The organism is Pseudorhizobium xiangyangii (assembly GCF_020531965.1).
In the GTDB taxonomy this organism is placed as follows: domain Bacteria; phylum Pseudomonadota; class Alphaproteobacteria; order Rhizobiales; family Rhizobiaceae; genus Neorhizobium; species Neorhizobium xiangyangii.
On record NZ_JAJAWH010000001.1, the window covers coordinates 269,370 to 296,020 of the forward strand.

The following is a 26,651-nucleotide window of genomic DNA, read 5'->3' on the forward strand; positions in this document are numbered from 1 at the left end:
ACTACTCCGCAGGAACGCCGGCCACGCGGAAGAGGCTGCGCTCCTGTGCCCGCTTTTCGGGACGATGGCGGGTCAGCGCCAGGATGAAGCCCGCCGTGATGCAGATCGCGATCATGGACGATCCGCCGTAGGAAATCAGAGGCAGCGTCATACCCTTGGCGGGCATCAGTTCAAGGTTCACGCCGATGTTGATCATCGACTGGATGCCGATCTGCAGCACGAGGCCCGCAACGGCAAAGCGCGTGAAGTCGTTGCGCTCCTTGAACGCATGGTTGAGGCCACGCAACACGATGAAGGCGAAGATCGCCACGAGCACCATGCAGAACAATATGCCGAATTCTTCCGCCGCGACGGAGAAGATGAAGTCCGTGTGGCTGTCCGGGATGATGCGCTTGATGATCCCTTCGCCCGGCCCCTGCCCGAACCAGTCGCCGCGAATGATCGCATCACGCGCAGTGTCGACCTGGAAGGTGTCACCCTCCCCGGTCAGAAAGCGGTCAATACGGCCGGTGACGTGCGGCAACATGTAATAGGCCGTGGCGAAACCTCCGACCCCCAGCACGCCGAGCACCATGATCCACAGCCAGGGCATGCCGGCCATGAAGAACATGCCGCCCCAGACGACGGACGTCAGGATGGTCTGGCCGAGGTCCGGCTGGGCAACCAGGAGGGCGCCGACAATGCCGAACAGGATGATGGCGAAGAGGTTGCCGGGGACTTCCGGCTGACGCGCATGTTCCGCGAAGAGCCAGGCGCAGACGACAACGAAAGCCGGCTTCATGAACTCAGACGGCTGGATCGAGAAGCTGCCGATCGAAATCCAGCGGCGGGACCCCTTCACCTCGACACCGAAGAACAGGGCCAGAACCATCATCAGCAGCGAGATGGCAAGCAGGATGATGGCGGTGCGCCGGATCTGCCTCGGACTGAGGAAGGAAAGGCCGATCATCACCACCAGAGACGGCACGACGAAGATCGCGTGACGCTCCACGAAGTGGAAGCTGTCGAGACCGAGCCGTTCGGCGACCTGAGGCGATGCGGCAAAGGATAGCATGAACCCGATGCCCATTAGCAGCACGAAGGCCGCCAGGAAGAAGCGATCGATCGTCCAGAACCAGTCCGCCAGGGGTCCACGGTCGGCGCGGCTTACCATAGTTAGCTCCCCTTTTTTGTTTCGATCAGCATGGTGACACCGTCGAGCCCGGCGACATTGTTCACGAAGGCATCCCCGCGAACCTCGAAATTCTTGTACTGGTCGAAGCTCGCGCAGGCCGGCGACAGCATCACCACCGAGGCCTCGTCATCCGCCGCAGCATCAGAGCTGGCATGCGCGACGGCTTGCTCCAGCGTCCCGGAAATCTCGTAAGGCACGTCATCCCCGAGCGTTGCCGCGAATGCAGGCGCAGCTTCTCCGATCAGATACGCTTTGACGATACGCGGGAAGAGTGGTGCGAGGCTTGCGATGCCGCCATCCTTCGGCAGCCCGCCGGCAATCCAGTAGATGCGGTCGTAGCTCGACAGCGCCGGCGCGGCAGCCTCAGCATTGGTCGCCTTGGAATCGTTGACGAAGACGACTTGTCCACGCCGCGCGACCGGCTGCATGCGATGCTTGAGGCCTGGGAAGGATTTCAGCCCCGCCCGAATTTCGTCGGCGCTGACGCCGACCGCAAGGCAGGCCGCGATGGCGGCCGCAGCATTCTGAGCGTTGTGGCTGCCTCTCAAGGTGGCGATGCCGTCGAGGTCGGCAAACCGAGCGCTGGAGCCGCCCTTGGCATCGATGATGCGGCTGCCTTCGGCATAAAGGCCATCGACCACGACGTTGCGCTTGGAAATTCGACGCACCGCGACGCCGGCTCGCTCGACACGATCGGCGATGAGCGCGCAGAAGCTGTCATCGACGCCGATGATGGCTGTCCGGCTTCCCGCCACCAGCCGCTCCTTGATATCGGCATAATGCTGCATCGTGCCGTGGCGGTCGAGGTGATCGGGCGTCAGGTTGAGGAGGATGCCCGCGGTCGGGTTGAGCGTCGGCGCAAGATCGATCTGGTAGGACGAGCACTCGACCACGTAATAGCGCTCGGCCTTCGGCGGATCGAGGGTTAGGACCGCACGACCGATATTGCCGCCGAGCTGCGTGTCCCTGCCGCTTGCCGTCAGGATGTGAGCGATCAGCGCCGTCGTGGTCGACTTGCCGTTGGTGCCTGTAATGGCAATGAAGGGGCAGTCCGGTGCATGGGCCCGCCGTTCGCGCACGAAAAGCTCCACGTCGCCGATGACGTCCACGCCGGCCGCGCGCGCCAGATCGACGCTCCAGTGCGGTTTCGGGTGTGTCAACGGCACGCCGGGCGACAGGACGAATGCCACTTGTGCGGCCCAGTCGATGCTCCGGAGATCGGCAGTAACGATGCCTTCGCCTGCCGCCTTGGCGACACTGTCGGGATTGTCGTCCCAGGCGATCACCTTGGCTCCGCCGGCAACAAGAGCCTGCGCAGTCGCAAGCCCGGAGCCCCCCAGTCCGAAAAGGGCAACCTGTCTGCCGGCAAATGTGGTGACCGGGATCATCGTCTCACCGCAGCTTGAGCGTTGACAGGCCGAGCAGCGCCAGACCGACCGCGATGATCCAGAAGCGGATGACGACCTGGCTTTCCGTCCAGCCCAGCTTCTCGAAATGGTGGTGGATCGGCGCCATGAGGAACACCCGCCGGCCGGTCATCTTGAAGAAGCCGACCTGGATGATGACCGACAGCGTTTCCATGACGAACAGGCCGCCGATGATAGCCATGACGATCTCGTGCTTGGTGGCAACCGCAACGGAGCCGATCAGCCCGCCAAGCGCCAGCGAGCCGGTATCACCCATGAAGATTGCAGCCGGAGGCGCGTTGAACCAGAGGAAACCAAGACCCGCCCCGATCACCGCGCCGAGAATGACGGCCAGCTCTCCCGTGCCGGGCACGAAGTTGATCTGCAGGTAGTTTGCAAAGACACCGTTGCCGGCGAGGTAGGCGATAACCCCGAAGGAGGCCGCAGCGATCATCACCGGCACGATTGCCAATCCATCGAGCCCGTCCGTCAGGTTGACCGCATTGCCGGCACCGACGATCACGAAGGCTCCAAAAAAGACAAAGAATATGCCCAGATCGATCAGGTAGTCCTTGATGAAAGGGAAGGCAATCGAGGACCCGAGTGTGGAATTGGTCGGGCTGCCCGTCGCCAGCGCGATCCGCATCATGAAGAATACCGCGATCGCCGCGATCGCGAATTCGATCCCGAGCCGGGCCTTGCCGGAAAAGCCCTTGTCCGTCTGCTTGGCCACCTTCAGGTAATCGTCATAGAAGCCGATTGCCCCGAAACCGAGGGTCACAAGCAACGTCGCGACGACATAGACGTTCGACAGATCTGCCCAGAGCAGCGATCCGCCGACGATCCCGGCCAGGATCATCAGCCCGCCCATTGTCGGCGTGCCGGCCTTCTTGAAGTGGGTCTGGGGACCATCCGCGCGAATCGGCTGCCCCTTGCCTTGGCGCACGCGCAAAGATGCGATTATCGACGGCCCGAACAGGAACACGATCAGCGCAGAGGTGAAAAGTGCGGCACCGGTGCGGAACGTGATGTACCGGAAGAGATTGAAGAATTGAAACGTGTCCGCCAGTTCCACAAGCCAGATGAGCATTCATGGCCCTTTCTAGAAGCCGTATTAAAATTGGCGCTCCGTGTCCGAAACTGCCGGGTAATTGTCAATAAGTGCCGAGACGATCTTGCCGAAGCCGATGCCGAGTGAGGATTTCACCATCACGACATCCCCCGGCAGAACGGAACGGACTACGAAATCGCGCAGTTCCTCCGTCGTCGGGCGGTATTCAACATGCACGCTCTCGGGCAGGGCATCACGCAACGCAACCATTTCCGCACCGGCGAGCCAGACATGCTCGATACCGGCCGCAAGAATCGGCCCAGCGAGATCCTCGTGGACCTTGGCGGCAAACTCTCCCATTTCCAGCATGTCCCCCAGGACTGCGATCCGCCGGCCGGAAATCTTCGGCTCTGACGCCGCAAGCAAGGCGATCGCGGCCCGCACCGAAGCGGGATTGGCGTTATAGCTCTCGTCGATCAGGGTCAGCATCCCCTCGCCGATACCGAGCCGATGCTGTTCCCCGCGTCCCTTGACAGGGCGCAGTTCGTCGAGTGCCTCGATGGCCTTTGGCAGGTCCGCGCCGACCAGCGCACAGGCGCCGAGCGCAGCCATGGCATTCTCGGCAATGTGACGGCCGGGCGCGCCGATATGAACTTCCAACGTCTCGCCGTTGAGCGTCGCCCAGATCGTGGAACTCTGCCCGTCGCCGTCGAAATCCGCGAGGCGGAAATCCGCCTTCGCATGCTGTCCGAAGGTGTAGATGCGAGCGATGCCGGCTGCTTGCGCCCGTTCTTCCAGGAACGCGAACTGCTTGTTGTCGCGGTTGAGGATTACCGCACCGCCGGGCTCGACGCCTTCGAAGATCTCGGCCTTGGCGGCGGCGATCTCCTCGATGCTCGCGAAATGTCCCATATGCGCTGCGGCGATCGTGGTGATGATCGCCGTGTGCGGGCGCACCATCCTGACCAGAGGGCGGATCTCCCCCGGATGGTTCATGCCGATTTCGAAGATACCGTAATCCGTGTCTTCGGGCATACGGGCGAGCGTCAGCGGCACGCCCCAGTGATTGTTGAAGGAAGCGACGGCCGCATGGACCTTGCCCGAAGGCGACAGTACGTGCCGTAGCATCTCCTTGGTGGTAGTCTTGCCGACCGAACCGGTCACGGCGATGATCTGCGCCTTGCTCCGCTCGCGCGACGCGGTGGCGAGCTTGCCGAGCGCGACAAGCACGTCCTCGACGACGATCATCGGAATGGTGAGCCGCCCCATCGCCGGAAGCTTCGCCTCGCTGACGACGATGACCGATGCGCCATTGGCGACTGCGATGCTTGCGAAATCGTGGCCGTCGACCCGGTCGCCCTTGATGGCGAAGAAGGCTTCGTCCGGGCCAATCGACCGACTGTCGATCGCAATTCCGCTAATGCCTTCGGGCGGCGTGCCCAGAGGCCGGCCGCCCATCGTAGAAACCATCTCGTCGCAGGTCCACAGCCAGCTCAAGATCCCGCCTCCTCCAACGCCTTGCGCACTTCCACATGATCCGAGAACGGCAGCACGACATCTCCTATCGTCTGCCCTTCCTCGTGCCCCTTGCCCGCGACGATGAGCGTGTCGCCGGAAGACAGGAGCGAAACCGCATGGCGGATTGCCTCCGCTCGGTCACCGATCTCGACGGCGCCGGGAGCGGCAGCCATGATTTCCGAGCGGATCACGTCCGGGACCTCCGAGCGAGGGTTGTCGTCCGTGACGATTACAAGATCGGCGAGCCGCGTGGCGATCTCCCCCATGATGGGGCGCTTGCCCTTGTCCCGGTCTCCGCCGCAGCCGAAGACGACGACCACGCGGCCGGTCGTGAACGGCCGGACCGACGACAGGACGTTTTCCAGCGCATCGGGCTTGTGGGCGTAGTCGACATAGGCGAGAGCGCCGTGTCGTGTCTGGCCGACAAGTTCCAGCCGGCCGGCCGCGCCCTGCAGCTTTTCGAGTGCTGCCATGGCTGTGGCGGCAGGCGTGCCTGTGGACATGGCGAGGCCGGCCGCGACCAGCGCATTGGCCACCTGGAAATCGCCTGCAAGCGGAATATCCACCTCGAAGATATCATCCCCGACATGAATTTCGGCCATCTGCTTGTGGCGGAAATGCTCAACCCGCTTGAGGGTGAGATAGTCGCCCCTGCGACCGACGGTCAGCACATTCAATCCCGCAGCCTGCGCCGCCCGGATCGCCTGCTCCGACCATTCGTCGTCCGCGAAGATGACCGCCGGGGCACCTTTCGGCAGCAGCGTATCGAAGAGCCGCATCTTCGCCGCCATGTAGCTTTCCAGCGTCGGATGGTAATCCATGTGGTCGCGGCCAAGATTGGTGAACCCACCGGCAGCAAGCTGGACCCCGTCGAGACGGCTCTGGTCGAGACCGTGGCTCGACGCTTCCATGGCCGCATGGGTGACCCCTTCGGCAGAAAGTTCGGCGAGCAGGGCATGCAGCGCAACCGGATCCGGTGTCGTCAGCGAACCGTATTCGTTGCGCGTGGGAGAGACGATACCCGTCGTGCCGATCTGCGCGGCGGCATAACCCGCGTGGGCCCATATCTGGCGGGTGAAGGATGCGACCGATGTCTTGCCGGCAGTGCCGGTCACCGCAACCATGGTGTTCGGCTGCGTGCCATAGAGCCGTGCAGCGGCAAGCGCCAGGAACCGGCGGGGATTGGAAACGGAAAGGACAGGAATGCCCGCGTCGGACGAATGGCCCGCGACAGCGGCAACGGCACCCCGTCCTGCCGCATCGGCAAGAAAGCCCGTGCCATCAGCCTTGCTGCCCGCAAGGGCTGCGAAAAGCATGCCGGGGACAACCTTTCGGCTGTCGGACGACACACCGGTGACGTCCAGATCACCTACCGCCCCGGCAAGCGTTTCGCTGATTTCCGGGAAATCGTCTCCGGCAAGGTCGCGCAACTTCATCAGCGGTACTTTCATCTCCAGAAGGGCGTGTGATCTCGAATCACCCGCCCGACATTATCGCCTAATAAGACACCAACAGCGCCGATCCATCCTCGCCGAAGCTGGGTTTTACACCGAGAATCGCGGCTGACCTGCTGATGATCTCCTGCACCATCGGGGCAGCATTGAGGCCGGCTGTGCGTCCTCCGCCCTCGCCCGTCTTCGGCTCATCGATGAACGTCAGAACGGCATACTTGGGATCATTGATCGGATAGGCGGCAATAAAGACGTTGAAGTTCTTGTCGTTCGAGTAGCGGCCGTTGACCACCTTTTCGGCTGTACCGGTCTTGCCGCCGACACCGAAGCCCTGCACCAGGGCGCGCTTTCCGGAGCCACGCGTACCATTGTACTCAAAAAGGTAGCGCATTGCGTCGCTCGTCGACGGCTTCATCACCGTCTGTGCAATTGCGTCGGCTTCTTCGCGGGTGCGCGGCAGGAAGGTCGGCGAAATAAGCTTGCCGCCATTCACCAGCGTCGCGACTGCGACGGCCGTCTGAAGAGGTGTCACGGAAACGCCGTGGCCGAAGGAGATCGTCACAGAATGGATCTTCTTCCATTCACGTGGCTGGCTGGGCATCGCCACTTCCGGCAGTTCGGTCTGTGTGCGGCTCAGGAGACCCAGACGCGTCAGGAATTCCTTGTGCCCCTGGATGCCCACGACATCGGCCATCTTGGCCGTGCCGATATTGGATGAGTACTGGAAGACTTCCTGAACCGTCAGCATGCGGCCCTTGCCGTGGAAATCCTTGATGGTGAAACCGCCGATGCGGATCGGATAACGGGCGTCGAAGCTGTCCGTCATCTTCACTTTGCCGGAATCGAGCGCCATCGCCGTGGTGAAGGCCTTGAATGTAGACCCCATCTCGAAGGTGCCGTTCGACATCCGGTTGAGCCAACCCTCTTCGGCTCCGGCGGCCGGATTGTTCGGATCGTAGTCCGGGGCCGAAGCCATGGCGATGACTTCGCCGGTATGTACATCGAGAACGACTGCGCCGGCGCCGATCGCCTGGTATTTCGCGATCGAGGAATAGATCACCTCGCGGACGATGGACTGCACCCGCAGGTCGATCGACAGCTTGACGGGCTCCAGCGGCTGGTCGGAAGTCATCCCGACTGCGGCGAGATCGGCAAGCCCCTGGCTATCGACATAGCGCTCCATGCCGGCAACGCCTCGGTTGTCGATATTGACGTGGCCAACGACGTGGGCCGCGGTGGCACCGCCGGGATAGAACCGCCGTTTTTCGGGGCGGAACCCGATACCGGGGATGCCGAGCGCCAGGATCTGGCCCTGTTGCTTCGGTGTCAGCTGACGACGCAACCACTGGAAGTGGGATTTCGACGACAGCTTTCCATAGATCGACTTGGCATCGAGATCCGGCAGCACTGTCGCAAGCTTCTCGATCACCTCGTCGGCATCGACGATCTTGTGCGGCTCCGCGTAGAGCGACACGGTGCGGATATCGGTGGCGAGCACTTCACCGTTGCGATCCAGGAGGTCCGGGCGGGATGCCATCAGCCGATCGGCCGGCATGATGCTGGACGTCACCTCCGGCTGCGCCACGCCGTACTGGACGAGCCGGCCGCCGATAACGCAGTAGAAGGCCACGAAGCCAACGATGATAAGACCGACCCGATTGCGGGCCTGCGCGGCCTTGCGCTTGCCGACGCCTTCGAAAGCGTTGGACGCGGGTGCTGCCCTTCCCCGGCGCGGCACTGCTGAAAGGTGGGCGCGGCTCTTCAAAACCATGATGCGAGAGAGAAAGGACATCAGCGGTTCACCGATCCGGTTGATATGACATCCACGGGAAAGCCGCCCCGCGGAATAGGAACTGGAATGCCCGACGCAGGTTGCGCTTTCTTGGCCTCGTCGACGCCCTTGAGCGCGGCTGCGACTTCACCGCCGGCGCTTGCAATCAGATCTTCGATTGTCGTTTCGGGCATCGGCAGTTGCGAACGCGGCATCGGCAGTTCGACGGGCATGGCAAGCTGGGTCGGCAGGGTCGGCACAAGCTGCAATTCAGACTGATAGGCGACCATCAGGCGCTCCAGCCGATTGGGCTGCGTCAACAGAGCCCAGTCTGCGCGCAGCAGGTCGATCGTGTCCCGCTCCAGCCGGATCTCGGCTTCAAGGCGCCGCACTTCCTGCAACTTGTCGTCGGCGCGATGCTTGACCGTATAGGTCACCACGGCGGCCGCAGTCATGACTCCGATAAGCACCAGGTCGAAGCTTCTGAGCATGCCTTAGCCCCCCATCTTTGCAAGGCTGGCGAGATCGGGAAGGTCGAAGATGGACAGATCCACAGGACGCGCCGGCGCATCGGTACGCCGGCCGGCCCGGAGCTTCGCGGAACGGGCGCGTGGATTTTGCTCTGCCTCGTCCTCGGTCGCGACAGCAACGCCCTTGCCGACAGGCTCGAAGATCGCCGCCTTCTCTTCGACCATCGGCATGTGCCGCGATCCGGAAGCCCGCCCGGAACGATCGGCGAAGAACTTCTTGACGATGCGGTCTTCGAGCGAATGAAAGGTTACGACGACCAGGCGGCCACCCGGCTTCAGCGCCCGTTCGGCGGCAAACAGCGCTTGCGCCAGTTCGCCAAGCTCATCGTTGACGAAGATGCGCAGCGCCTGGAAGACGCGGGTCGCGGGATGGATCTTGTCCTTGGCCTTGCGTGGATTGACGCTTTCGATGAGGTTTGCGAGATCGCGTGTGGTGGTGAAAGGCTCCGTGGCGCGACGCTTCTCGATCGCCCGCGCGATGCGGCCGGAGTGCTTTTCCTCGCCTAGAAATCCGAAGATGCGAATAAGGTCGCCGACCTTCGTACGATTGACCACGTCGGCGGCGGAAACACCGGCGCCCGACATGCGCATGTCGAGTGGCCCGTTTCTCTGGAAGGAGAAGCCGCGTTCGGCCTCGTCGATCTGCATGGAGGAAACGCCGATATCGAGAACGACGCCGTCCAGCCCCTCGGCTGGCGCATACTCTGCCAGATCGGAGAATTGCGAGTGAATGAGGGATAGCTTGCCGGCACTGGCGTCTACCATGGCCCGCCCGCCTGCGATCGCCGCCGGATCCCTGTCAAGAGCGATCACGCTGGCGCCGGCCAGGAGGATTGCCGATGTGTAGCCGCCTGCGCCGAACGTACCATCCAGGATGACGTGGCCGGGCTGGGGATCAAGCGCCTCCAGCACCTGCGAGAGAAGAACAGGAATGTGGCGAACCGGTCCGCCTTCGGCTTCGGGCTTGCCTCCACCTAGATTCGCCACCATTCCGTTCCCCCGTCCTAAGCGGGACGCTATCCGAAGCGCCCCTCTCTTGCCGCCGCCTGCGCCTCTTGAAACGCCCGCGGCTGCCAAAGTTGAAAATGATCCGAGCGCCCGACGAAGGTAACTTCCGTACTGATGCCCGTGAAGTCCCGGATAAAATCCGTAACCATCAGCCGGCCCTCCGCATCGAGCCTCATGAAGACCCCGCCGCCGTGAACCAGCAGCGACATCCTGTTCGCCTCCGGCGAAAACGGATCGACGGACGCAATCTGCCGCTCGTATCGATCGAGCAGATCCGGACCGCCGATACTGATCGCCGGATAATTGAAATCCTGGAGACAATAAAGCTCCCGAATCCCCCTCTCGCCCAAGACGGACCGAAAGCTCGCCGGAACGGAAACCCGCCCCTTGGCATCGATTCGATTGGTCGCATTCGACAGGAAGCGGTTCATCACTGCAAACGTCCGCTCCGTTGCTCCTCAGGGCAAAACCGCACCCACGGCACACGACTGAACCAGACAAAGCCTCGCCCGCGATACGGATATGCATCCGCTCGTTGGAGCGACCGAACCTCTGTGATTGAGGGGCATTCACTCGCCCCAGAACAGTATGCTTATGGGATAACATGGGACCATATGGGCGTCAATGGGAGGAGGCCCCGCAGCAGGGCCGCAACATCATTTATTTATGTGCTGTTAAGTTTAACAAAGGGTTAGTAACGGACATCTGCAAAGCAGTTCCGGAACCCGGCACAAAGGGATCAAAATAGTCCGCAAGAAATTGAAATAACTTACGTTTCCAATTCATCGACCGCGGGTCGAGCGCCGCATCGACGCTGCCCGTGGCGGAAAAGGAAAAAAGTGCCAGTTGGCCTGTAAGCCGGGTTCTGTAAGGCCCCGATGCGAGCACCGGGACGCGGCAGCCATTCATCTGGGACGATGCTTGCACATCGCCTCGCGCAACCCACCCGGATGACTGGCCTGGAAACCGGCTGTGGGCACCGAAGCGCCTCGCGTCATCCCTATTCGGTCTTGCTCCCGGTGGGGTTTACCGTGCCGTCCCTGTTGCCAGCGACGCGGTGGGCTCTTACCCCACCCTTTCACCCTTACCCCGCCAACTCTGCCGCCCCGGATGGGGCGGTACAGCAGGCGGGGCGGTATACTTTCTGTGGCACTTTCCCTAGGGTCGCCCCCGCCGGACGTTATCCGGCACCGTGTTTCCGTGGAGCCCGGACTTTCCTCACCCTACCGCCTTTCGGCATTGGTAAAGCGCGGCTGCCCGGCCAACTGGCAAGCGGTGAAATAGTCGAGATGGATCAGGAATGCCAGAGGAAACATCAGACGCGCCTCACTTCAGGCATCACGTCAAAAAGTGCGCCGCAAAGTCGCTCGCATAGGCCTCATCGCGGATCGCGCCGTGGAAGACCAGTTCGGCGCCGAGGCGTCCGATCTCGTCGGAACTCTTCGCCGCCGCCCCGCAGCCACCGGACAGGACGCCGATTCTCTCAGAGCCGGACATCGAAATCGCCGGATAACCGGTTGGCGTGAACGAGGTGACGCAGGCAGCCATCGAGGTGCGCGATAGATCGAGCTTCGGCATCAGCCGCTCCATCACCCGCGTGAGGTGCCGGTGCGTGCTTTCGCGGCCACCTGAACGGAACCAGGCGCGGATATCCGCCTCCTGTTCCAGAGCCAGGTCATCGGGATCGCCACCGATCTTCAGGTAGATCTTGCCGTCCGGATAGCGAACCGGCGGCAACAGATAGATGCCGTCGTCGGCCTCGCTCCAGTTCCAGATCAGCGACGGCACCCTGCCCCAGATCTCCATCGCCTCCTCGTCCACCTCATAGAAGGCGACGGTGCGCGCATAGACCTTGAGGTCGAGGCGGCGCGGCAAAAGCGCTTCGTTGATCGAAAAGCCGCCGGCCGCCACCAGAACCTTGTCGGTCGAGTACGCGTTTCCTTCAGCGGTCACCACCGTTGCTTGACGACCCTCGTCGCGAATTGCCGCCACTGTCTCGCGAATGATGGCGCAGCCCTGTCGCTCGGCAAGCAGCGTTTGCGCCTTCACGAGACGGCGCGGGTTGATGTGGCCCGCGCTCTTTGCCTCCCAGACACCTTCGCTCGCCTCGGGAAAGGCGAAGCAGGAGAACCGGCGCCGCAGCGCCATGTCATCGAGAATTTCAGTGGCGATATCCAGGCGCCCGGCGGCCGCCAGCACGTCGCCGACATAGGACGGGGCTTCTGTCCGCTTGGGTCCGACGATCAGGCATCCGGCTTCCGTGTAGAAGCCGATGCCGCTCTGAACGGCAATCTCCTCGTAGCGCGCGATGGATCGGTTCGCCAGACGCGCCCACACCGCGTCGGGGTCGATCGTGCGCGTGATACGGGCCTCGTCGTAATGGCTCGCGAACACACCCGCATGGTTCTGGCAATCGACCGGTTCGCCAGGCCCTATGAGGGCCACCCCATCCGTCCATTGCGACAGATGCCGGGCGGCGGCGGCCCCCATCATCCCTGCCCCGACGATGACGAACTTGAAGTGCTTCGTCATGGATGGCGCTACCTGTATCCTGGTATCATCAGACTTCCGAAGTCGTCCTCGCCCAAGCCTCCTTCGAGCAGCAGGACCGAACCGAGCCGGCCCAGTTCGTCGGACGATTTGGCCGCCACGAAGTTGCCACCCGTCAGGACCGCGACGCGCGACGAACCGGTGAAGCCGGCATAGGGGCGACCGGTCGGCGTAAAGCTCGCCACGCAGGCGGCAGAGGATGTCGGGCATCCGGCAAGTGCAGGCATCAGTTGCAGCGCCGTTTCAATCAATCGCTCGCGCTCGGCCGAATTGCCCGAGGAACGGAACCAGGCCTGCAGGTCCTCAAGGCGGGTGAGATCTCCCGTCTCGATATCCCCGCCCAGCTTGAGGTAGGTCTTTCCGTCCGGATAGCGGACCGGTGGAAGGATGTAGACATGATCCTCCTCGCGATCGGTGAATACGATCGTCGAAGGCATCTTGCCGAACACCTCAAGCGCGGCATCACCCAGTTCGAAGAACACGACCGTGCGTGGCGCCGCCCGCATGTCGAGCGCGCGCGGCAAAAGGTTGTTGATGTTGCTGAAAGCGCCGGCAGCGATCAGGACGCGTTCGGCGTGGTAGGTCTCGCCGGCGGCCTCGACGCACACACGGGACCCCTCGTCGCGAACAGCCGTAACCACCGCGTCGATATGCGACACGCCGCCCCGCCTTGCGAGAACGGTCTGCGCCCGGACGAGCGCGCGAGGATTGATATGGCCCGCGTGCGTGGGCTCGTAATACCCCATGACATGCGAAGGAAAGGCGAATTGCGGAAAGCGAGATTGCAACGACGTGCTCTGCAGCTTTTCGACATCGAGCCCCATCGACCTGGCAATGCCGGTGGCACGATAGAGATAATCTGCGTCGGAACGCGGTTGCGGCCCTGCGAAGAGGCAACCGGCCTCTGAGTAGAAAGGAATTCCGCTAGCATCCTCGATCTCCCGGTAGCGATCGATCGAGCGTTCGGCAAAACTGGCCCAGAGGAGATCGGCGTCGAAGCGACGGGTTATACGCGCCTCGTCGTAGTGGCTGGCGAAGACGCCCGCATGGGACTGGTAGTCCTGCGGCTCTTGGGGACCGATCAGCGCGACGCCATCGGATCGTTGAGAGAGATATCGAGCGGCCGCCGCACCCATCATGCCGCCGCCGATCACGATATACTTGAATTCCACTACCATCCGCCGCCTGCTCGATTCCGGAAAACTCTTTGCCTGTAGAGAGTTCTAACCGTTTCCGGAATCGAATTGCCAGAGTGATTTCACCCTGCTGCCAGTTGGCCTGCCTGCCCGCACGGCCTAAAGTAAGATTGCCAGCGCCGTCACCGTTGGCAATCAGCGGAAGTCAGGCAACGTCCGAACGTGTCGGCCGCTGCGATCTCCAATAGACTGTCCGATGTCGACAGGAAGGCTAGGCTGCCTGCCGCCAGCGTAGGGGTTTGGTCGGTTACGTTCCGCACTCGCACAGGGGGAACGGTCAGGAAGAGGCGAGCAGCGCCTGGACCTTGCCGCAATACTGCTTGGAAACCGGGTTCATACGCTTTGCGCCATGGCCGGCATTGTACTTGAGGATGGTGCCGCAGGTCTCGCCGCCGCCAAGTTCATGCGCTGCCGCCAGATATTTCATACCGAACTCAATGTTCGTTTCCGGATGGTAGAGGTTCTTGACGCTTCCCTTGTAGCCCATCATCCGCGCGGTGGCCGGCTTGATCTGCATAAGCCCCACTTCCCCGGCGCGGCCACGGGCCTTCGGGTTGAAGTTGCTTTCGACTTCGACGACGGCATGGGCCAGATCAACCGGCACGCCGTATTGCTTGGCAAACTTGACGATGATCTTTGAATACGGCTTGGTCGACTTTGCAGCCTCCGACAGTGCATTGCCAGGCGAGGCATAGCCCGACTTGCTGACCTTGGACTGAAGCGCGACGGTCTTGGTCTTGGCCTTTGCCTCGGCCTTGTCCTCACCGGCGAACGAACCCTGAGGAACAGCAACAAGCATCGCAGCGACTGCCGCAGCAGCAACAATAGATCTTTTCATTTTAAGGAAGTCTCTCCGAATTCCAAGATGCTTCCGGCCATGGCAAGCCTCTGCCCGCCCCGTCATTCAGACGCGGCGACAGTGGGAAAGCATCCCATTTCACTGATGTATGTGGCCTCCCGCCCGTCTGGTGGCGGCCACGTCGATGGCTTGATTTTTAAACGCTGCAATGAGGAGATGATGTGGCACCGCAGGTTTTTTATGCAAAACCGCGGGAACCAGACGCCGTGAACGACGTTAGACTTGGTTATACTTCGGCAGCGATGCGATCAGTCTGTGAAGAGTGTCGATCGTCGAAATATCGGCGATGCCGTCAACCTTTTGCGGGCGGAAATGGCGCTGGAAAGCCTCGATAACGCCCTTGGTGCGCTCACAGAAGTTCCCCGTGATTTCAATATCGTAACCATAAAGCGACAACATGGACTGCAGCGCTTCGATGGGTTGCCCCGTCTCGCCTCGCTGGAAGAACCGCCCGCCCCCGACCGGCGCCGGTTCCACCCAGTGACCGATCCCTGCCACGTGCAACTCGGCCCAGGGGAAATTTTCGCCCGGATCAACCTTGCGAATTGGCGCGACATCCGAGTGTCCGAGCACCCGTTCGGGGGCAATCTGCCACCGTTGGCCGCAATCACGACACAATTCGACGACTGCCTGGATCTGCACTGGGGGGAAAAACGGGAGACCGCCCGGATGTCCAGGGTTGGCGATCTCGATACCGATGGCGGCGGAATTGATGTCGCGCTCACCAGACCAGCAGCTCTTGCCCGAATGCCAGGCCCGAGCGCTTTCCGGCACGAGTTGAAGGACGCGCCCGTCCTGATGGACGAAATAGTGACTTGATACCTGGCTGTCGGGATTGCAAAGCCAGGAGTGCGCCTGATCGTCGTCCGGCATGCCGGTATAGTGCAGCACGATCATATCGGGTGCACGTCCGTCGACGCGGGGTCCATGGTTCGGCGACGATGTAACCATTGCGCCGGAAAAATCGGCGACAAACTCACTCATGCAGCGCGGCGCTCTTTCTCAATCGCGGCGTAGGCCGCATTCAGCGCTGCCATACGTTCATTGGCTGCCGCATGCAATGCCGCGGGCACGCCGCGAGCAATCAGCCGGTCGGGATGGTGTTCCGAAACCAGGCGACGATAGATCTTGCGAATTTCGGAAAACTCGTCCCCCGGAGAAACACCGAGTATCAGGTACGGATCGCGTCCCTCGAGATGCACATGGCGGGCCATGATGCGCCGGAAATGTTCTTCGTCGATCCCGAAGATCTCCGCAATCCGGGCAAGGAAGGCCAGTTCCTTTTCATGCACCAATCCATCTGCCTTGGCGATATGGAACAGGCCGTCGATGACATTCTCGAGCATCGGGCAGTTCGTGCCGCCACTCCCGCACAGGTTGGCAAGCTTCGACGCATAGGCGTCGTAACCGGCGATATCCTGACGGGCGAGATTATAGAGGCGTGCGACATTGCGCGCTTCTTCCTCGGGGAAATCGAAGATCTGGCGGAAGGCATCGACCTCCTTTTCCGTCACAACGCCGTCGGCTTTCGCCATCTTTGCGGACAGCGCGATGATGGCGACAGAGAACGAAACCTGGCGGCGCGTTTCGGGGTCGCCTTCGAAAAGAGTTCGAATCGCATCGATGACGCGGCCGAGCACGTTTCCGGCAGCATCGCCGACGGCACCGAGGAGCCTGTCCCACAGGGACGAGATCTGGAAGCAGGAGAAATCGAAAAGCATGCCGCAAATGACCAGATTATCGCATGGAAGGCAAGGTGGCGGAGTGCCCTGAAAAGATTAAACTATGTTCATCTTTCCTGAACAAACACCCCAACCGGCGGCGCACAGGGTCGTTCCATACCCGATCAGCTTTCATTGGCCGATACGTCTGTCGGCAAGGGTTGCGGATATCGAAATGGAATCGCCACCGTCCTGCCGGGGCGGCTGTGGGTCGTCTCCACCGGCACGCCCGGCGGAAATGGAATTGAAACGATTAGATCGAACCTGACCAAATGAAGATGCGGCATGTTTGCCGGAAATGCCCGTTTTTCTTGAGAAATCCACTTTACAGCCCTAGCTCTCTCCTCCATCCATTCGCACATATGAGAAGCTTGTAAGGAGAAGACCATGGCGAAGCAGAAAGTGGCGATGTTGACTGCCGGGGGACTTGCTCCCTGCCTTTCATCCGCAGTCGGCGGCCTCATCGAGCGCTACAGCGACATCGCACCGGAGATCGAACTGGTTGCCTATCGCTCCGGCTACCAGGGGCTGCTGAAGGGCGACAGCATCGAAATCACCGCCGACATGCGCGAATCCGCCCACCTTCTCCATCGCTACGGCGGCTCCCCGATCGGCAATAGCCGCGTCAAGCTGACCAATACCGCGGACTGCATCAAGCGCGGCTTGGTGAAGGAGGGCCAGAACCCGCTGCAGGTGGCGGCCGATCGCCTTGCCCAGGACGGCATCACCATCCTTCACACCATCGGTGGCGACGACACCAATACGACGGCCGCCGATCTTGCAGCCTATCTCGGCGCCAACGGCTACGACCTGACCGTGGTCGGCCTGCCCAAGACGGTCGACAATGACATCGTGCCGATCCGCCAGTCGCTCGGCGCCTGGACCGCAGCGGAAGTCGGTGCGCATTTCTTCGATCACGTCAGCAACGAGCAGAGCGCCGCGCCGCGCACCCTCGTCATCCATGAGGTCATGGGCCGTCACAGCGGCTGGCTGACCGCGGCAACCGCACGCAAATACATCGAGCGCACCAAGGGCAATAAATATGTCGAGGGGCTGATGATGAACACCGAGATGAAGAACATCGACGGCCTGTATCTTCCCGAGATGAAATTCGATCTCGAAAAGGAGGCTGATCGCCTCAGCCGCATCATGGACGAGCGCGGCTACGTGACCCTCTTCGTTTCGGAAGGCGCGTGCCTCGATGCGATCGTAACGGAACGGGAAGCAGCAGGCGAAGCGGTGAAGCGCGACGCTTTCGGCCATGTGAAGATCGACACCATCAATGTCGGCAACTGGTTCCAGAAGCACTTCGCCGATCGGCTCAAGTCGGAACGGTCCATGGTCCAGAAATCGGGCTATTTCGCCCGCTCGGCTCCCGCCAACCCGGGTGACCTGCGGCTGATCCAGAGCATGGTCGATCTGGCGGTCGAAAGCGCGCTGAACAAGGTCTCCGGCGTGACCGGCCATGACGATGACAAGGGTGGACGACTGAGGGTAATCGAATTTCCGAGAATTAAGGGTGGAAAACACTTCGATCTCTCGGCAAAATGGTTCGGCGAGGTCATGGACTTCATCGGCCAGCCGTTCGAAGCCGCCTGATCGACGCACGCAGACACAGAATAGCCGGGAGGTAGCGATGACGTTGGAGACCCTGATTGCCTTTGGCGCAGCGGCGATCTTCCTCGTTCTGCTGCCCAGCCCTCTGACCGCGCTCGTCGCGCGGTTTTCGCTGCAGAAGGGTCGCAGAACCGCATTTGCGACCCTTGCGGGCATGTCTTTGGGCATGACGGCGGCGCTGACGCTCGCCGCACTCCCGTTGACGGCAATTGCCGTCGCGCTTCCTGGAGCCCTGGGCGCCCTGTCCTGGCTGGGTATCGCCTACCTGATGTTCTATGTCCTCTGGTCGTTCCAAGACCCGAGTGTTCGCGGCCCGGTCTCGGATAACGACAACCTGCCTGAGCAGAACGCGCTGCGGATTTTCGTCCACTTCGTTTCGGGTTGCCTGAAAACACCTCGATACGTCGCTCTGACAGCAGCCTTCCTGCTGCAATTCATTGGGCCGGCGACGGCACTCCAGCCAGCACTGATGGAGATGCCCGCCGTGTTCTTCTTCGCCGCGATTGGGGGCTCCGCCATCCACGCAGCCTTTCCGCACTGGTCGCTGAACAGGCTGCGCCGGAAAAAGGCAATGAGCCCAGCTTCGCGCAAGCTGGGTACCCGATTCATAGCGCGACGCGCCGTCAGCGCCGGCTATCGGCGCATTGCCGCATAGGTCCGGCTTGCCCACCTCACGGCAATCGGTTAAATAATTTCCTGTTCGGTGGCGTTTTGGGCGGCTGGGGACAAACAAAAATCATGAGAGCGACCCAATGGCGATAAACCGGTTCCTGACCCGCTCGGCGTTCGTTTCGCTCGCCGTGACGTCCGCTCTAGCGGGCTGCTCAAGTGTAGAGCCGTCGAGCAAGACGGCCCGCCTGTCACAGACATCAGCACTGCCCGCAACGGAATCGGCAAACGCCACGACAGCGGACGCGTCGGCAACAGAGACCGCCGGATCGGCCGTCGGCGCCTTGGAAAGCGTTGCGCTCACCAAGACCGGCCGCATATCCATTTCGGTTCCCGACACCAATTCCGTCGTGCCGGTACAGAACGCCGCCATGGCATCGCCTCAGATGGCGCCCCAGGTCGCCTACGCGACGACCACCCCCCTTTCCGCGACGACTGCCGCCAGCGCGATCGAAACGGTGGCCCTGACCAAGAGCGAAGCGGCCGCACAACCGACGCCGACCGCGAACCAGCCGGCCGCTGTTCCTGCCTCGCAGTTGCGTGCGCAGGCCATTGCTCTCGACGAAGACGAACTGACGCCTGACATGCAGGCGCTTCAGTCGGTCATCCCCATCCCGCGGCCGGACGCACCGGCGCTCGCCTATGCCAGCCGGCCGGCCTCGGTAGCCTCGTTGCAGGCCGTCGACACCCGTTCACAATTCCCGCCGGCGCCCGGCGATCCACTTCCCGAGACCGCCTCGGCAAGCCCCGCAGAGCTGACCAAGCTCATCAAGCGGTATGCGGGCCTCTACGGCGTACCGGAATCACTCGTGCATCGCGTCGTGCATCGCGAAAGCCGCTATGATCCCAAGGCCTATCACAAGGATGGCTATTGGGGCCTCATGCAGATCAAGTACGCGACGGCGAAGTCCATGGGCTACGAGGGACCGCCAGCCGGTCTGCTCGACGCCGAAACGAACCTCAAGTACGCGATCAAGTACCTGCGTGGCGCATGGCTCGTTGCAGATAACAGCAACGACAACGCTATCCGCCTCTATGCGCGTGGCTATTACTACGACGCCAAGCGCCGTGGTATGCTGCACGTCCTGAAGCAGTAGTCACGGCTTCAGCTTCGCGATCTCCTCGGCCAGCCACTTGGCGTCGTAGTCGCCGCGCCCCGGTGTCAACCCGAGACGAACGACTGCAAGGTCGAGTGACGGTATCACCGCAATCATCTGGCCATCGTGCCCCTGCAGGAAGAAGGTATCCGACGGCAGACCGGCCTCGGTCCGGCCGGCTACCCAGGTCTGCATCTTCGAATAGCGTCCTCCGGATGCTTCCGTAGGTTCGGACATCATCCCGACGAACCCCTCGGGCAACAGGCGTTCGCCTTCCCATACACCGTCGCGAATGAGAAACAGGGCGAAGCGTGCCCAATCCCTTGCCGTCGCGTACATGTAGGAGCTGCCGACAAACGTGCCGGTCGCATCCGTCTCCATCACCGCGCTCGACATTCCCAGCGGCTCGAACAGTGCCTGGCGGGGATAGGCGAGCGCAGCACCTTGTCCCCCTATCCGGTCCATCCAGATCCGAGAGAGCAGGACGGCGGTGGCGGATGAATAGTTGAAACGGGTACCGGGCTTTGCCTCCAGCGGCGCATCGGCTGCGAATGCGGCCATGTCCGGCTCCAGGTAGAGCATGCGGGTGACATCGGTGACCGATCCGTAATCCTCGTTGGATACCAGGCCGTCCTCCATGGCGAGAAGTTGCGCGAGCGTGATCTCCTCCCGTTCGCCGCCGCGCCACTGCGGCAGCAGGAATCTGTCTTCGAGCGATATGCGGCCTTGCCGCATGAGCGTTCCGACGAGCGCTGCGTTGACCGTCTTGGTCATCGACCAGCCCAGAAGTGGAGTATCTGCGGAAAAGCCGGGCCCGTATGTCTCCCCGACGATCCGGCCACCCCTGACAACGATAACGGCGCGCATGCCCGGTCCGGTTAAAGCAGCGTCTGAAAGAAGTGCTGCAATCCGCTGATCAGACTCCGTTTGCTCACTCTCCGGCCAAGACTTCCCAGCATCCCTCGCCTGCACTGCGGCCGCTGCAGGGTCCACCGTCAGCGGGGACCTGTCCTCAGGCTCCACGGCACAGCCAAGCCCCTCTCGGTACACGGCCTCGTTGGCGGCAAAGACCCCAAGCAGCGCAGCGCGTACTCGTCTTTCGGTGCGATCCACATCCACATCCGTCAGCCGCAGCAACGGATGGCCCGGCGCCTGAACGTCCACCGCCAACACCTCTTCTGGGTCTCGGCCCGCCAGGAAGACGTTGGAACAGACGATCTTGGCGGTATAGCCCGCGCCGACCCTGAGCAATGCCGGTGGCGCAAGGACCAGCCAAAGGGCAAGCCCCAGAACGACGACCAACGCCGCGCTCACCACCATCTTCAGGAACCGACTGATTCGGCGCATTGTTGCTCCTCTAACGACGTGTCCCATGCAATCAGCAAAAGCGGCGCGAAGGAACCCTCCGCCGCCGTTACGCACAGGCCGCGTCATCAATCTGTAGCATCGCGCTTCTACACCGCAGTGACACGTTTGGTGGGGACCGATGATGGCTGAAATTGCTCACGATGCGGGATACCTTCGCAACAGGCAGCTCAGGGATGCGCTTCTCCAGCACCGTGCCTTCAGCAAAAAAGGTCTCTCCGAGCGGCTGTTCGGGCTTCTGTTTTCCGGCCTCGTCTACCCGCAGATATGGGAAGACCCGGACGTCGACATGGAGGCGATGACGCTCCAGCCGGGCCATCATGTCATCACCATCGCTTCCGGCGGGTGTAACGTCCTCGCCTATCTCAGCCGTTCCCCCGAAAGGATCGATGTGGTGGACCTCAACCCTCACCACATCGCACTCAACCGCCTGAAGCTCGCCGCCTTCAGCCACCTGCCCTCCCATGCAGACGTCGTCCGCCTGTTCGGCATGGAGCAGAACCGTAGCAACAGCGCATCCTTCGATCTGTTCCTCGCCGGCAGGCTGGACCCTGCGACACGGTCCTACTGGCAGCGTCGAGGCCTGACGGGCCGACGACGCATCGAAGCCTTTGACCACAATATCTACAAGAGCGGGCTTCTCGGCCGGTTCATCGCGGCGGGACATATCCTCGCGCGCCTGCACGGCGTCGATCTCACCCAGTTCGTCAAGTCACGCTCCGTTCGAGAACAGCGCGAGTTCTTCGACACGCAAATCGCACCGCTGTTCGACAAGCCGTTCATTCGCTGGCTGACGGCACGCAAGAGTTCGCTCTTCGGCCTCGGCATTCCACCGCAGCAGTATGACGAACTCGCCGGCAGCACCGAAGCACGGTCGATGGCTCCGATCCTTCGTCAGCGCCTAGAAAAGCTCGCCTGTCACTTCCCGCTACAGGACAATTACTTTGCCTGGCAGGCCTTTGCGCGGCGCTACCCTGCCTCCCACGAAGGAAGCCTCCCAACCTATCTGCGCGCCGAGAACTATCTCGCCATCCGTGACGGCATAGAACGCGTCAGCGTGCACCATGCGAGCTTCACCGAACTGCTTGCGCGCAAGCCGGCCACCTCGGTCGACCGCTACGTGCTATTGGATGCGCAGGACTGGATGACCGACGAGCAGCTGAACGACCTGTGGTCGGAAATCGGTCGAACGGCCACGCCGGGATCGCGCGTGATCTTCCGCACCGCCGGCGAACGGAGCATTCTGGAGGGCCGCGTGTCTGAGCCACTGCTCCGCCGGTGGACCTATCTTGCCGAGCGATCGCTGGAATTGAACCAGAAGGACAGGTCCGCGATCTATGGCGGCTTTCACATCTACGAGCTGCGCCCATGACGGATCTACGGGACGGCCACATGCCCGCCGCGAACGATCACGCGGAGCGCATGGACCGGATGTATCGCTATCAGCGGCACGTCTACGACCTCACACGCAAATACTACCTGCTTGGGCGCGACCGTGCGATCCGCGACCTGCAAGTTCCGACCGGCGGCCGCCTGCTGGACGTCGGCTGCGGCACCGGGCGCAACCTCATCAAGGCCCACGGGCTCTACCCGAACGCAAAACTCCATGGTCTCGACATATCCGCCGAAATGCTGGCGAGTGCGAGGAGGAGCTTTGCCGGTCGCGCCACCATCCCGACCTTCGCTCGCGCCGACGCCACGACGTTTTCTCCCTCGGATTTCGACACCGATGGCTTCGATAGAATTCTGGTCTCCTATGCACTATCGATGATCCCGGACTGGGAGGCTGCCATTGATGCCGCCCTTGAAGCCCTTGCCCCGCATGGTTCGCTCCACATCGTCGACTTCGGCATGCAGGAGAACCTGCCGCGCGTGTTCGGCAGCGCCCTGAAGGCATGGCTCGAGAAATTCCATGTCACGCCAAGGGCAGGACTTCACGCCGCGCTGGAAACCAGATTGGTCCAGGCCAATGCCGACATGATCTTCCAGGAGATCGGCGGCGGCTACGCTTGGCATGCCATCGTGCGCAAACGCGGCTAGTTGGTCTTGCCCTAACGCAATATTTACGGCGTTATGGTGAATAGCGGGTTCACGCTTGCTGTTTCGCGTCTGTCGCAGTGAGCCTTCTGACATCGCGTCTGAACGGGAAATCCATGCCGCGGCTTGCGTTCGTACTCCTCTCGACAGCCCTCCTGCTTGGCGGATGCAGCGCGACGGACTATGACGCGTTCGACACGGCGTCGATCGCAAAGCCGAGATTTCAGGACAACGACCCGATCGACTTCGGCTACAACCATCCCCACCGGCACGATGTGCACGGGATCGATGTTTCCAAGTGGAATGGCGACATCGACTGGCGCGCCGCAAAGAAGTCCGGCGTCTCCTTCGCCTTCATCAAGGCGACGGAGGGCAAGGACAGGATCGACAGCAGCTTCGAGCGCAATTGGCGCGAGGCCTCGGCAGCCGGCGTTCCCCACGCGCCCTACCACTTCTACTATTTCTGCTCGACGGCGGACGAACAGGCAGACTGGTTCATCCGCAATGTGCCGAAGGCCTCCGTGCGCCTTCCGCCGGTCCTCGACGCGGAATGGAACCATGCGTCTCCGACCTGCAAGCTGCAGCCGGACGCTGTAACCGTGCGCGCTGCACTGAAGCGGTTCATGGACCGTATCCAGGCCCATTACGGCAAGCAGCCGATCATCTACACGACCGTCGATTTCCATCGCGACAACCTCGTCGGCCACTTCGACAATTACCATTTCTGGCTTCGTTCAACGGCCGCACACCCGGAAAACATCTATGCGTCCCGGCGCTGGCAATTCTGGCAGTATACAGCGACCGGTGTGGTGCCGGGCATCAAGGGCAATACCGACATCAATGTTTTTGCCGGCACGCACACGAACTGGCAGAAGTGGGTCGCCTCCGTCAGCGAGTGACGAGGACGAGGCCGGTCAAGACCGTAAATTCGCAGACTGGGCGTTTGCCGCTCTTCGGTCACAAATTGTGCCCAGAGCAGGCAAAGAATTTCTTCACAAGGAGCATCAGGATGTCCTTCGTCCGCCGCACGGCCGTTTCCGCATTTGCCATCGCATGTCTCGCCTCCTCCGCAATGGCCCAGAGCCCACAGGCCTGCGGTGGTGATCTCGGCGCCTTTCTGGATGGCGTGAAGTCCGAGGCTGTCGCCAAGGGCATTCCGGCGGATGCGATCGACAAGGCGCTCGCCGGTGCGAGCATCGACCCGAAGGTCCTGTCTCGCGACCGCGCACAAGGCGTGTTCAAGCAGACCTTCCTCGAGTTCTCGCAACGGACGGTAAGCCAGGCCCGGCTCGACATCGGCCGCCAGAAGATGAAGCAACACGCTGATGTCTTTGCACGCGCAGAACAGGAATTCGGCGTTCCGGCCGGCGTCATCGCTGCCTTCTGGGCAATGGAAACCGATTTCGGCGCCGTTCAGGGTGACTTCAACACCCGCAATGCGCTCGTCACGTTGGCCCACGACTGCCGCCGCCCGGAGCTGTTCCGGCCGCAATTGCTGGCACTGATCGAAATGGTGCAACACGGCGATCTCGAACCATCGACCAGCACAGGAGCATGGGCGGGCGAGATCGGCCAGGTCCAGATGCTGCCGGAAGACATCATAAGCTTTGGGATCGATGGTGACGGCGACGGCCATGTGAACGTCAAGCAGAGTGGGCCGGACGCGATCCTGACCGCTGCCAAGTTCATCCAGAGCCTTGGCTTCCACGCCGGCCAGCCGTGGATCCAGGAGGTAACGCTGCCGGCGGACCTTCCTTGGGAAAAGAGTGGGCTGGGCAATGAAATGCCGGCAAGCGAGTGGTTCGCGCAGGGTGTCACCCCGCGCGACGGCAATACCGGGTTCGGGTCGCTGCCTGCCGCGCTGGTGCTGCCGCAGGGGCGCAGTGGACCGGCTTTTCTCACCTACCCCAACTTCAACATCTACCTCGAGTGGAACCAGTCGTTCATCTACACGACGTCAGCAGCCTACTTCGCCACCCGGCTGATGGGCGCCCCCACCTACCAGAAAGGTACGCCGCAGACGGGACTCGACGACGGCGGCATGAAGGCCCTGCAGACGAAGCTTCAGTCTCTCGGCCACGATGTCGGCAAGATCGACGGCATCCTGGGATCGGGCACGCGACGTGCAGTACAGAAGGAACAGGCGCGGCTTGGAATACCGGCAGACGGCTGGCCGACGCCAGACCTGCTTCAGTCACTCTAGTATTCTCAGGGCGATACGCATTACAAGAACTGGGTGGCGTCGGGAAACCGGCGCCACTATACGTTTGAACGATTGATGTGGGAGGGAGACTCAGCGTGGCACAGGCGTCGGCTCAACGTTTGACCGGGACGGCATGGGCCCTTCTGTTACTTCTGGGTCTGATCTGGGGCGGATCATTCTTCTTCGCGCGCGTCGCGGTCCTTGAAGTCCCGCCCTTCACGCTCGTTTTCCTCAGGCTTTCCCTCGCGGCGGTTGCGCTGCACATCTACCTCCAAGGGCGTTTCCAGCTCTACTCCATGCTGCGTACCCATTGGCGTGCCTTCGCCATCATGGGCCTCATCAACAACGCCATGCCGCACACGCTGATCTTCTTCGGCCAGACGGAAATCGGAGCGGGTCTCGCCTCCATCCTGAACGCCACGACCCCGATCTGGACCGTGCTGATTGCCAACCGCTGGACAGCGGACGAGAAACTCACCACCGCCAAGGTCGCCGGGTGCATCACCGGGCTCGCCGGAACGGTCGTACTGATCGGACCGGCCATCACTTCGGCCACCCATGCGCCCCTTTGGGCTCTTGTTCTGCCGGTTCTCGCTGCGGTCTGCTACGGGATCGCAGGCACATTCGGAAAACGCTTCCGCGAAATTCCGGCGCCGGTGACGGCCACGGGCCAGTTGACGGCCTCGTCGCTGATGATGCTGCCAGTGTGCCTCATTGCCGACCAGCCGTGGTCCCTCACCTTCCCCAGCACTGCGGCGGTATCGGCTATTCTCGGCCTGGCACTCGTCTCGACCGCCTTCGCCTATCTTCTCTTCTTCCGGATCCTCACCCTGGCCGGGGCAACCAACACATCACTGGTGACGCTGCTCGTGCCGCCGAGCGCGATTCTGCTGGGGGTTGTTTTCCTGGGAGAACGACTGGCTGCCACGGACATTGCCGGGATGGCGCTCATCGCGATCGGCCTTCTCCTGCTGGATGGAAGGCTCCTGCGCAGGAGAAGCAGGTCTGTTCCTGGCCGCCCGTAGGCGGAAAACCGTTTCACAACCTCACAGATTGTGTCGGTTATTAACAGGCAGAGATATTAATTTCACACTTTATCCACCAAGGTTAAGATCCTGAATATCGTTTACTTTCAAAACGGTAACAGGCTAACAAAAAGGAAATCCGCGTCAGCCTCGCTGCACTGCAGCAAAGAATTCGCTTTTCAAGTGGCGGAAAAGCGACATAAACTTTCCTCGTCAACGCAAGGAGGCAGACATGGGACGCGTTTATTCTCTTAATGTCCTGGTAGTCGGTGCAGCGTTTGTGTTCGTGGCTTCCATGCTCTTCATTTGAGCGCCACAATCTCTCCACTTCCAGACATTTCTGGCATCCGTGACACTCTGATAACAGTTTGACCTCTTGAAAACGCAGCTCCTAGGAGCTGCG

At 61.7% G+C, this 26,651-nt stretch carries 23 protein-coding genes and 1 other RNA gene; 8 read left to right on the plus strand and 16 right to left on the minus strand.

Annotated features, from left to right (window positions below; translation table 11 throughout):
- Position 1: 1 nt before the first annotated feature.
- The 15 genes from ftsW to LH464_RS01325 form a co-directional block, all read right to left on the minus strand.
- Complete coding sequence (ftsW, locus tag LH464_RS01255) at positions 2–1,153, minus strand: putative lipid II flippase FtsW (RefSeq protein ID WP_226784530.1); 1,152 nt, start codon at positions 1,151–1,153, stop codon at positions 2–4.
- Positions 1,154–1,155: 2 nt separating this feature from the next.
- On the minus strand, positions 1,156–2,562 hold the full coding sequence (gene murD, locus LH464_RS01260; protein ID WP_226784531.1) for a UDP-N-acetylmuramoyl-L-alanine--D-glutamate ligase: 1,407 nt from the start codon (positions 2,560–2,562) through the stop codon (positions 1,156–1,158).
- A gap of 4 nt (positions 2,563–2,566) precedes the next feature.
- Positions 2,567–3,670 (minus strand): phospho-N-acetylmuramoyl-pentapeptide-transferase, encoded by a 1,104-nt coding sequence (mraY, locus tag LH464_RS01265; protein ID WP_226784532.1) that lies wholly within the window; start codon positions 3,668–3,670, stop codon positions 2,567–2,569.
- A gap of 24 nt (positions 3,671–3,694) precedes the next feature.
- On the minus strand, positions 3,695–5,128 hold the full coding sequence (locus LH464_RS01270; RefSeq protein ID WP_226784533.1) for a UDP-N-acetylmuramoylalanyl-D-glutamyl-2,6-diaminopimelate--D-alanyl-D-alanine ligase: 1,434 nt from the start codon (positions 5,126–5,128) through the stop codon (positions 3,695–3,697).
- Positions 5,125–6,585, minus strand: a complete 1,461-nt coding sequence (locus LH464_RS01275; RefSeq protein WP_226784534.1) for a UDP-N-acetylmuramoyl-L-alanyl-D-glutamate--2,6-diaminopimelate ligase — start codon at positions 6,583–6,585, stop codon at positions 5,125–5,127. The genes LH464_RS01270 and LH464_RS01275 overlap by 4 nt, the downstream gene beginning before the upstream one ends.
- Positions 6,586–6,646: 61 nt before the next feature.
- Positions 6,647–8,392, minus strand: coding sequence for a peptidoglycan D,D-transpeptidase FtsI family protein (locus tag LH464_RS01280; protein WP_226784535.1), 1,746 nt, complete (start codon positions 8,390–8,392; stop codon positions 6,647–6,649).
- Positions 8,392–8,862: a cell division protein FtsL gene (gene ftsL / locus LH464_RS01285; RefSeq protein WP_226784536.1), complete on the minus strand. Its 471-nt coding sequence runs from the start codon at positions 8,860–8,862 to the stop codon at positions 8,392–8,394. The genes LH464_RS01280 and ftsL overlap by 1 nt, the downstream gene beginning before the upstream one ends.
- Positions 8,863–8,865: 3 nt before the next feature.
- On the minus strand, positions 8,866–9,891 hold the full coding sequence (rsmH, locus tag LH464_RS01290; protein ID WP_226784537.1) for a 16S rRNA (cytosine(1402)-N(4))-methyltransferase RsmH: 1,026 nt from the start codon (positions 9,889–9,891) through the stop codon (positions 8,866–8,868).
- Positions 9,892–9,917: 26 nt separating this feature from the next.
- Entirely contained in the window at positions 9,918–10,340 is a 423-nt protein-coding gene (gene mraZ, locus LH464_RS01295; RefSeq protein WP_226784570.1) for a division/cell wall cluster transcriptional repressor MraZ, read from the minus strand.
- Positions 10,341–10,747: 407 nt separating this feature from the next.
- An RNA gene (gene rnpB, locus LH464_RS01300) (RNase P RNA component class A) lies at positions 10,748–11,178 on the minus strand.
- Positions 11,179–11,247: 69 nt separating this feature from the next.
- Entirely contained in the window at positions 11,248–12,441 is a 1,194-nt protein-coding gene (locus tag LH464_RS01305) for an FAD-dependent oxidoreductase (RefSeq protein WP_226784538.1), read from the minus strand.
- Positions 12,442–12,449: 8 nt separating this feature from the next.
- A complete protein-coding gene (locus LH464_RS01310; protein ID WP_226784539.1) occupies positions 12,450–13,637 on the minus strand; it encodes an FAD-dependent oxidoreductase in 1,188 nt (395 codons plus the stop codon).
- 295 nt (positions 13,638–13,932) lie between these two features.
- On the minus strand, positions 13,933–14,493 hold the full coding sequence (locus LH464_RS01315) for a lytic transglycosylase domain-containing protein (protein ID WP_226784540.1): 561 nt from the start codon (positions 14,491–14,493) through the stop codon (positions 13,933–13,935).
- Positions 14,494–14,730: 237 nt separating this feature from the next.
- Entirely contained in the window at positions 14,731–15,498 is a 768-nt protein-coding gene (locus LH464_RS01320; protein WP_226784541.1) for an N-acetylmuramoyl-L-alanine amidase, read from the minus strand.
- Entirely contained in the window at positions 15,495–16,235 is a 741-nt protein-coding gene (locus LH464_RS01325; protein ID WP_226784542.1) for a J domain-containing protein, read from the minus strand. The genes LH464_RS01320 and LH464_RS01325 overlap by 4 nt, the downstream gene beginning before the upstream one ends.
- A gap of 387 nt (positions 16,236–16,622) precedes the next feature.
- Here LH464_RS01325 and LH464_RS01330 point away from each other — a divergent pair, with 387 nt between their 5' ends.
- From LH464_RS01330 to LH464_RS01340, 3 genes are all read left to right on the plus strand, one after another.
- Positions 16,623–17,834 carry a pyrophosphate--fructose-6-phosphate 1-phosphotransferase gene (locus tag LH464_RS01330; RefSeq protein ID WP_226784543.1) on the plus strand — a complete coding sequence of 404 codons (1,212 nt, stop codon included), beginning with the start codon at positions 16,623–16,625 and terminating at the stop codon, positions 17,832–17,834.
- A 37-nt stretch (positions 17,835–17,871) separates the two neighbouring features.
- A complete protein-coding gene (locus tag LH464_RS01335) occupies positions 17,872–18,507 on the plus strand; it encodes a LysE family translocator (RefSeq protein ID WP_226784544.1) in 636 nt (211 codons plus the stop codon).
- Positions 18,508–18,604: 97 nt separating this feature from the next.
- Complete coding sequence (locus LH464_RS01340) at positions 18,605–19,618, plus strand: transglycosylase SLT domain-containing protein (RefSeq protein ID WP_226784545.1); 1,014 nt, start codon at positions 18,605–18,607, stop codon at positions 19,616–19,618.
- On the opposite strand, the gene LH464_RS01345 is transcribed toward LH464_RS01340, so the two are convergent.
- A complete protein-coding gene (locus LH464_RS01345; protein ID WP_226784546.1) occupies positions 19,619–20,965 on the minus strand; it encodes a serine hydrolase domain-containing protein in 1,347 nt (448 codons plus the stop codon). It abuts the gene before it with no gap.
- Positions 20,966–21,107: 142 nt separating this feature from the next.
- Between LH464_RS01345 and LH464_RS01350 the strand changes: the two genes are divergently transcribed.
- The 5 genes from LH464_RS01350 (at position 21,108) to LH464_RS01370 (ending at position 26,248) form a co-directional block, all read left to right on the plus strand.
- A complete protein-coding gene (locus LH464_RS01350) occupies positions 21,108–22,355 on the plus strand; it encodes a DUF3419 family protein (protein WP_226784547.1) in 1,248 nt (415 codons plus the stop codon).
- A complete protein-coding gene (locus tag LH464_RS01355; protein ID WP_226784548.1) occupies positions 22,352–23,023 on the plus strand; it encodes a class I SAM-dependent methyltransferase in 672 nt (223 codons plus the stop codon). The genes LH464_RS01350 and LH464_RS01355 overlap by 4 nt, the downstream gene beginning before the upstream one ends.
- A gap of 113 nt (positions 23,024–23,136) precedes the next feature.
- The gene (locus LH464_RS01360) at positions 23,137–23,919 is read left to right on the plus strand and encodes a glycoside hydrolase family 25 protein (RefSeq protein ID WP_226784549.1); all 783 of its coding nucleotides are present in this window, start codon (positions 23,137–23,139) and stop codon (positions 23,917–23,919) included.
- A gap of 110 nt (positions 23,920–24,029) precedes the next feature.
- A complete protein-coding gene (locus LH464_RS01365; RefSeq protein WP_226784550.1) occupies positions 24,030–25,223 on the plus strand; it encodes a lytic murein transglycosylase in 1,194 nt (397 codons plus the stop codon).
- A gap of 95 nt (positions 25,224–25,318) precedes the next feature.
- Positions 25,319–26,248: a DMT family transporter gene (locus LH464_RS01370; protein ID WP_226784551.1), complete on the plus strand. Its 930-nt coding sequence runs from the start codon at positions 25,319–25,321 to the stop codon at positions 26,246–26,248.
- Positions 26,249–26,651 lie beyond the last annotated feature (403 nt).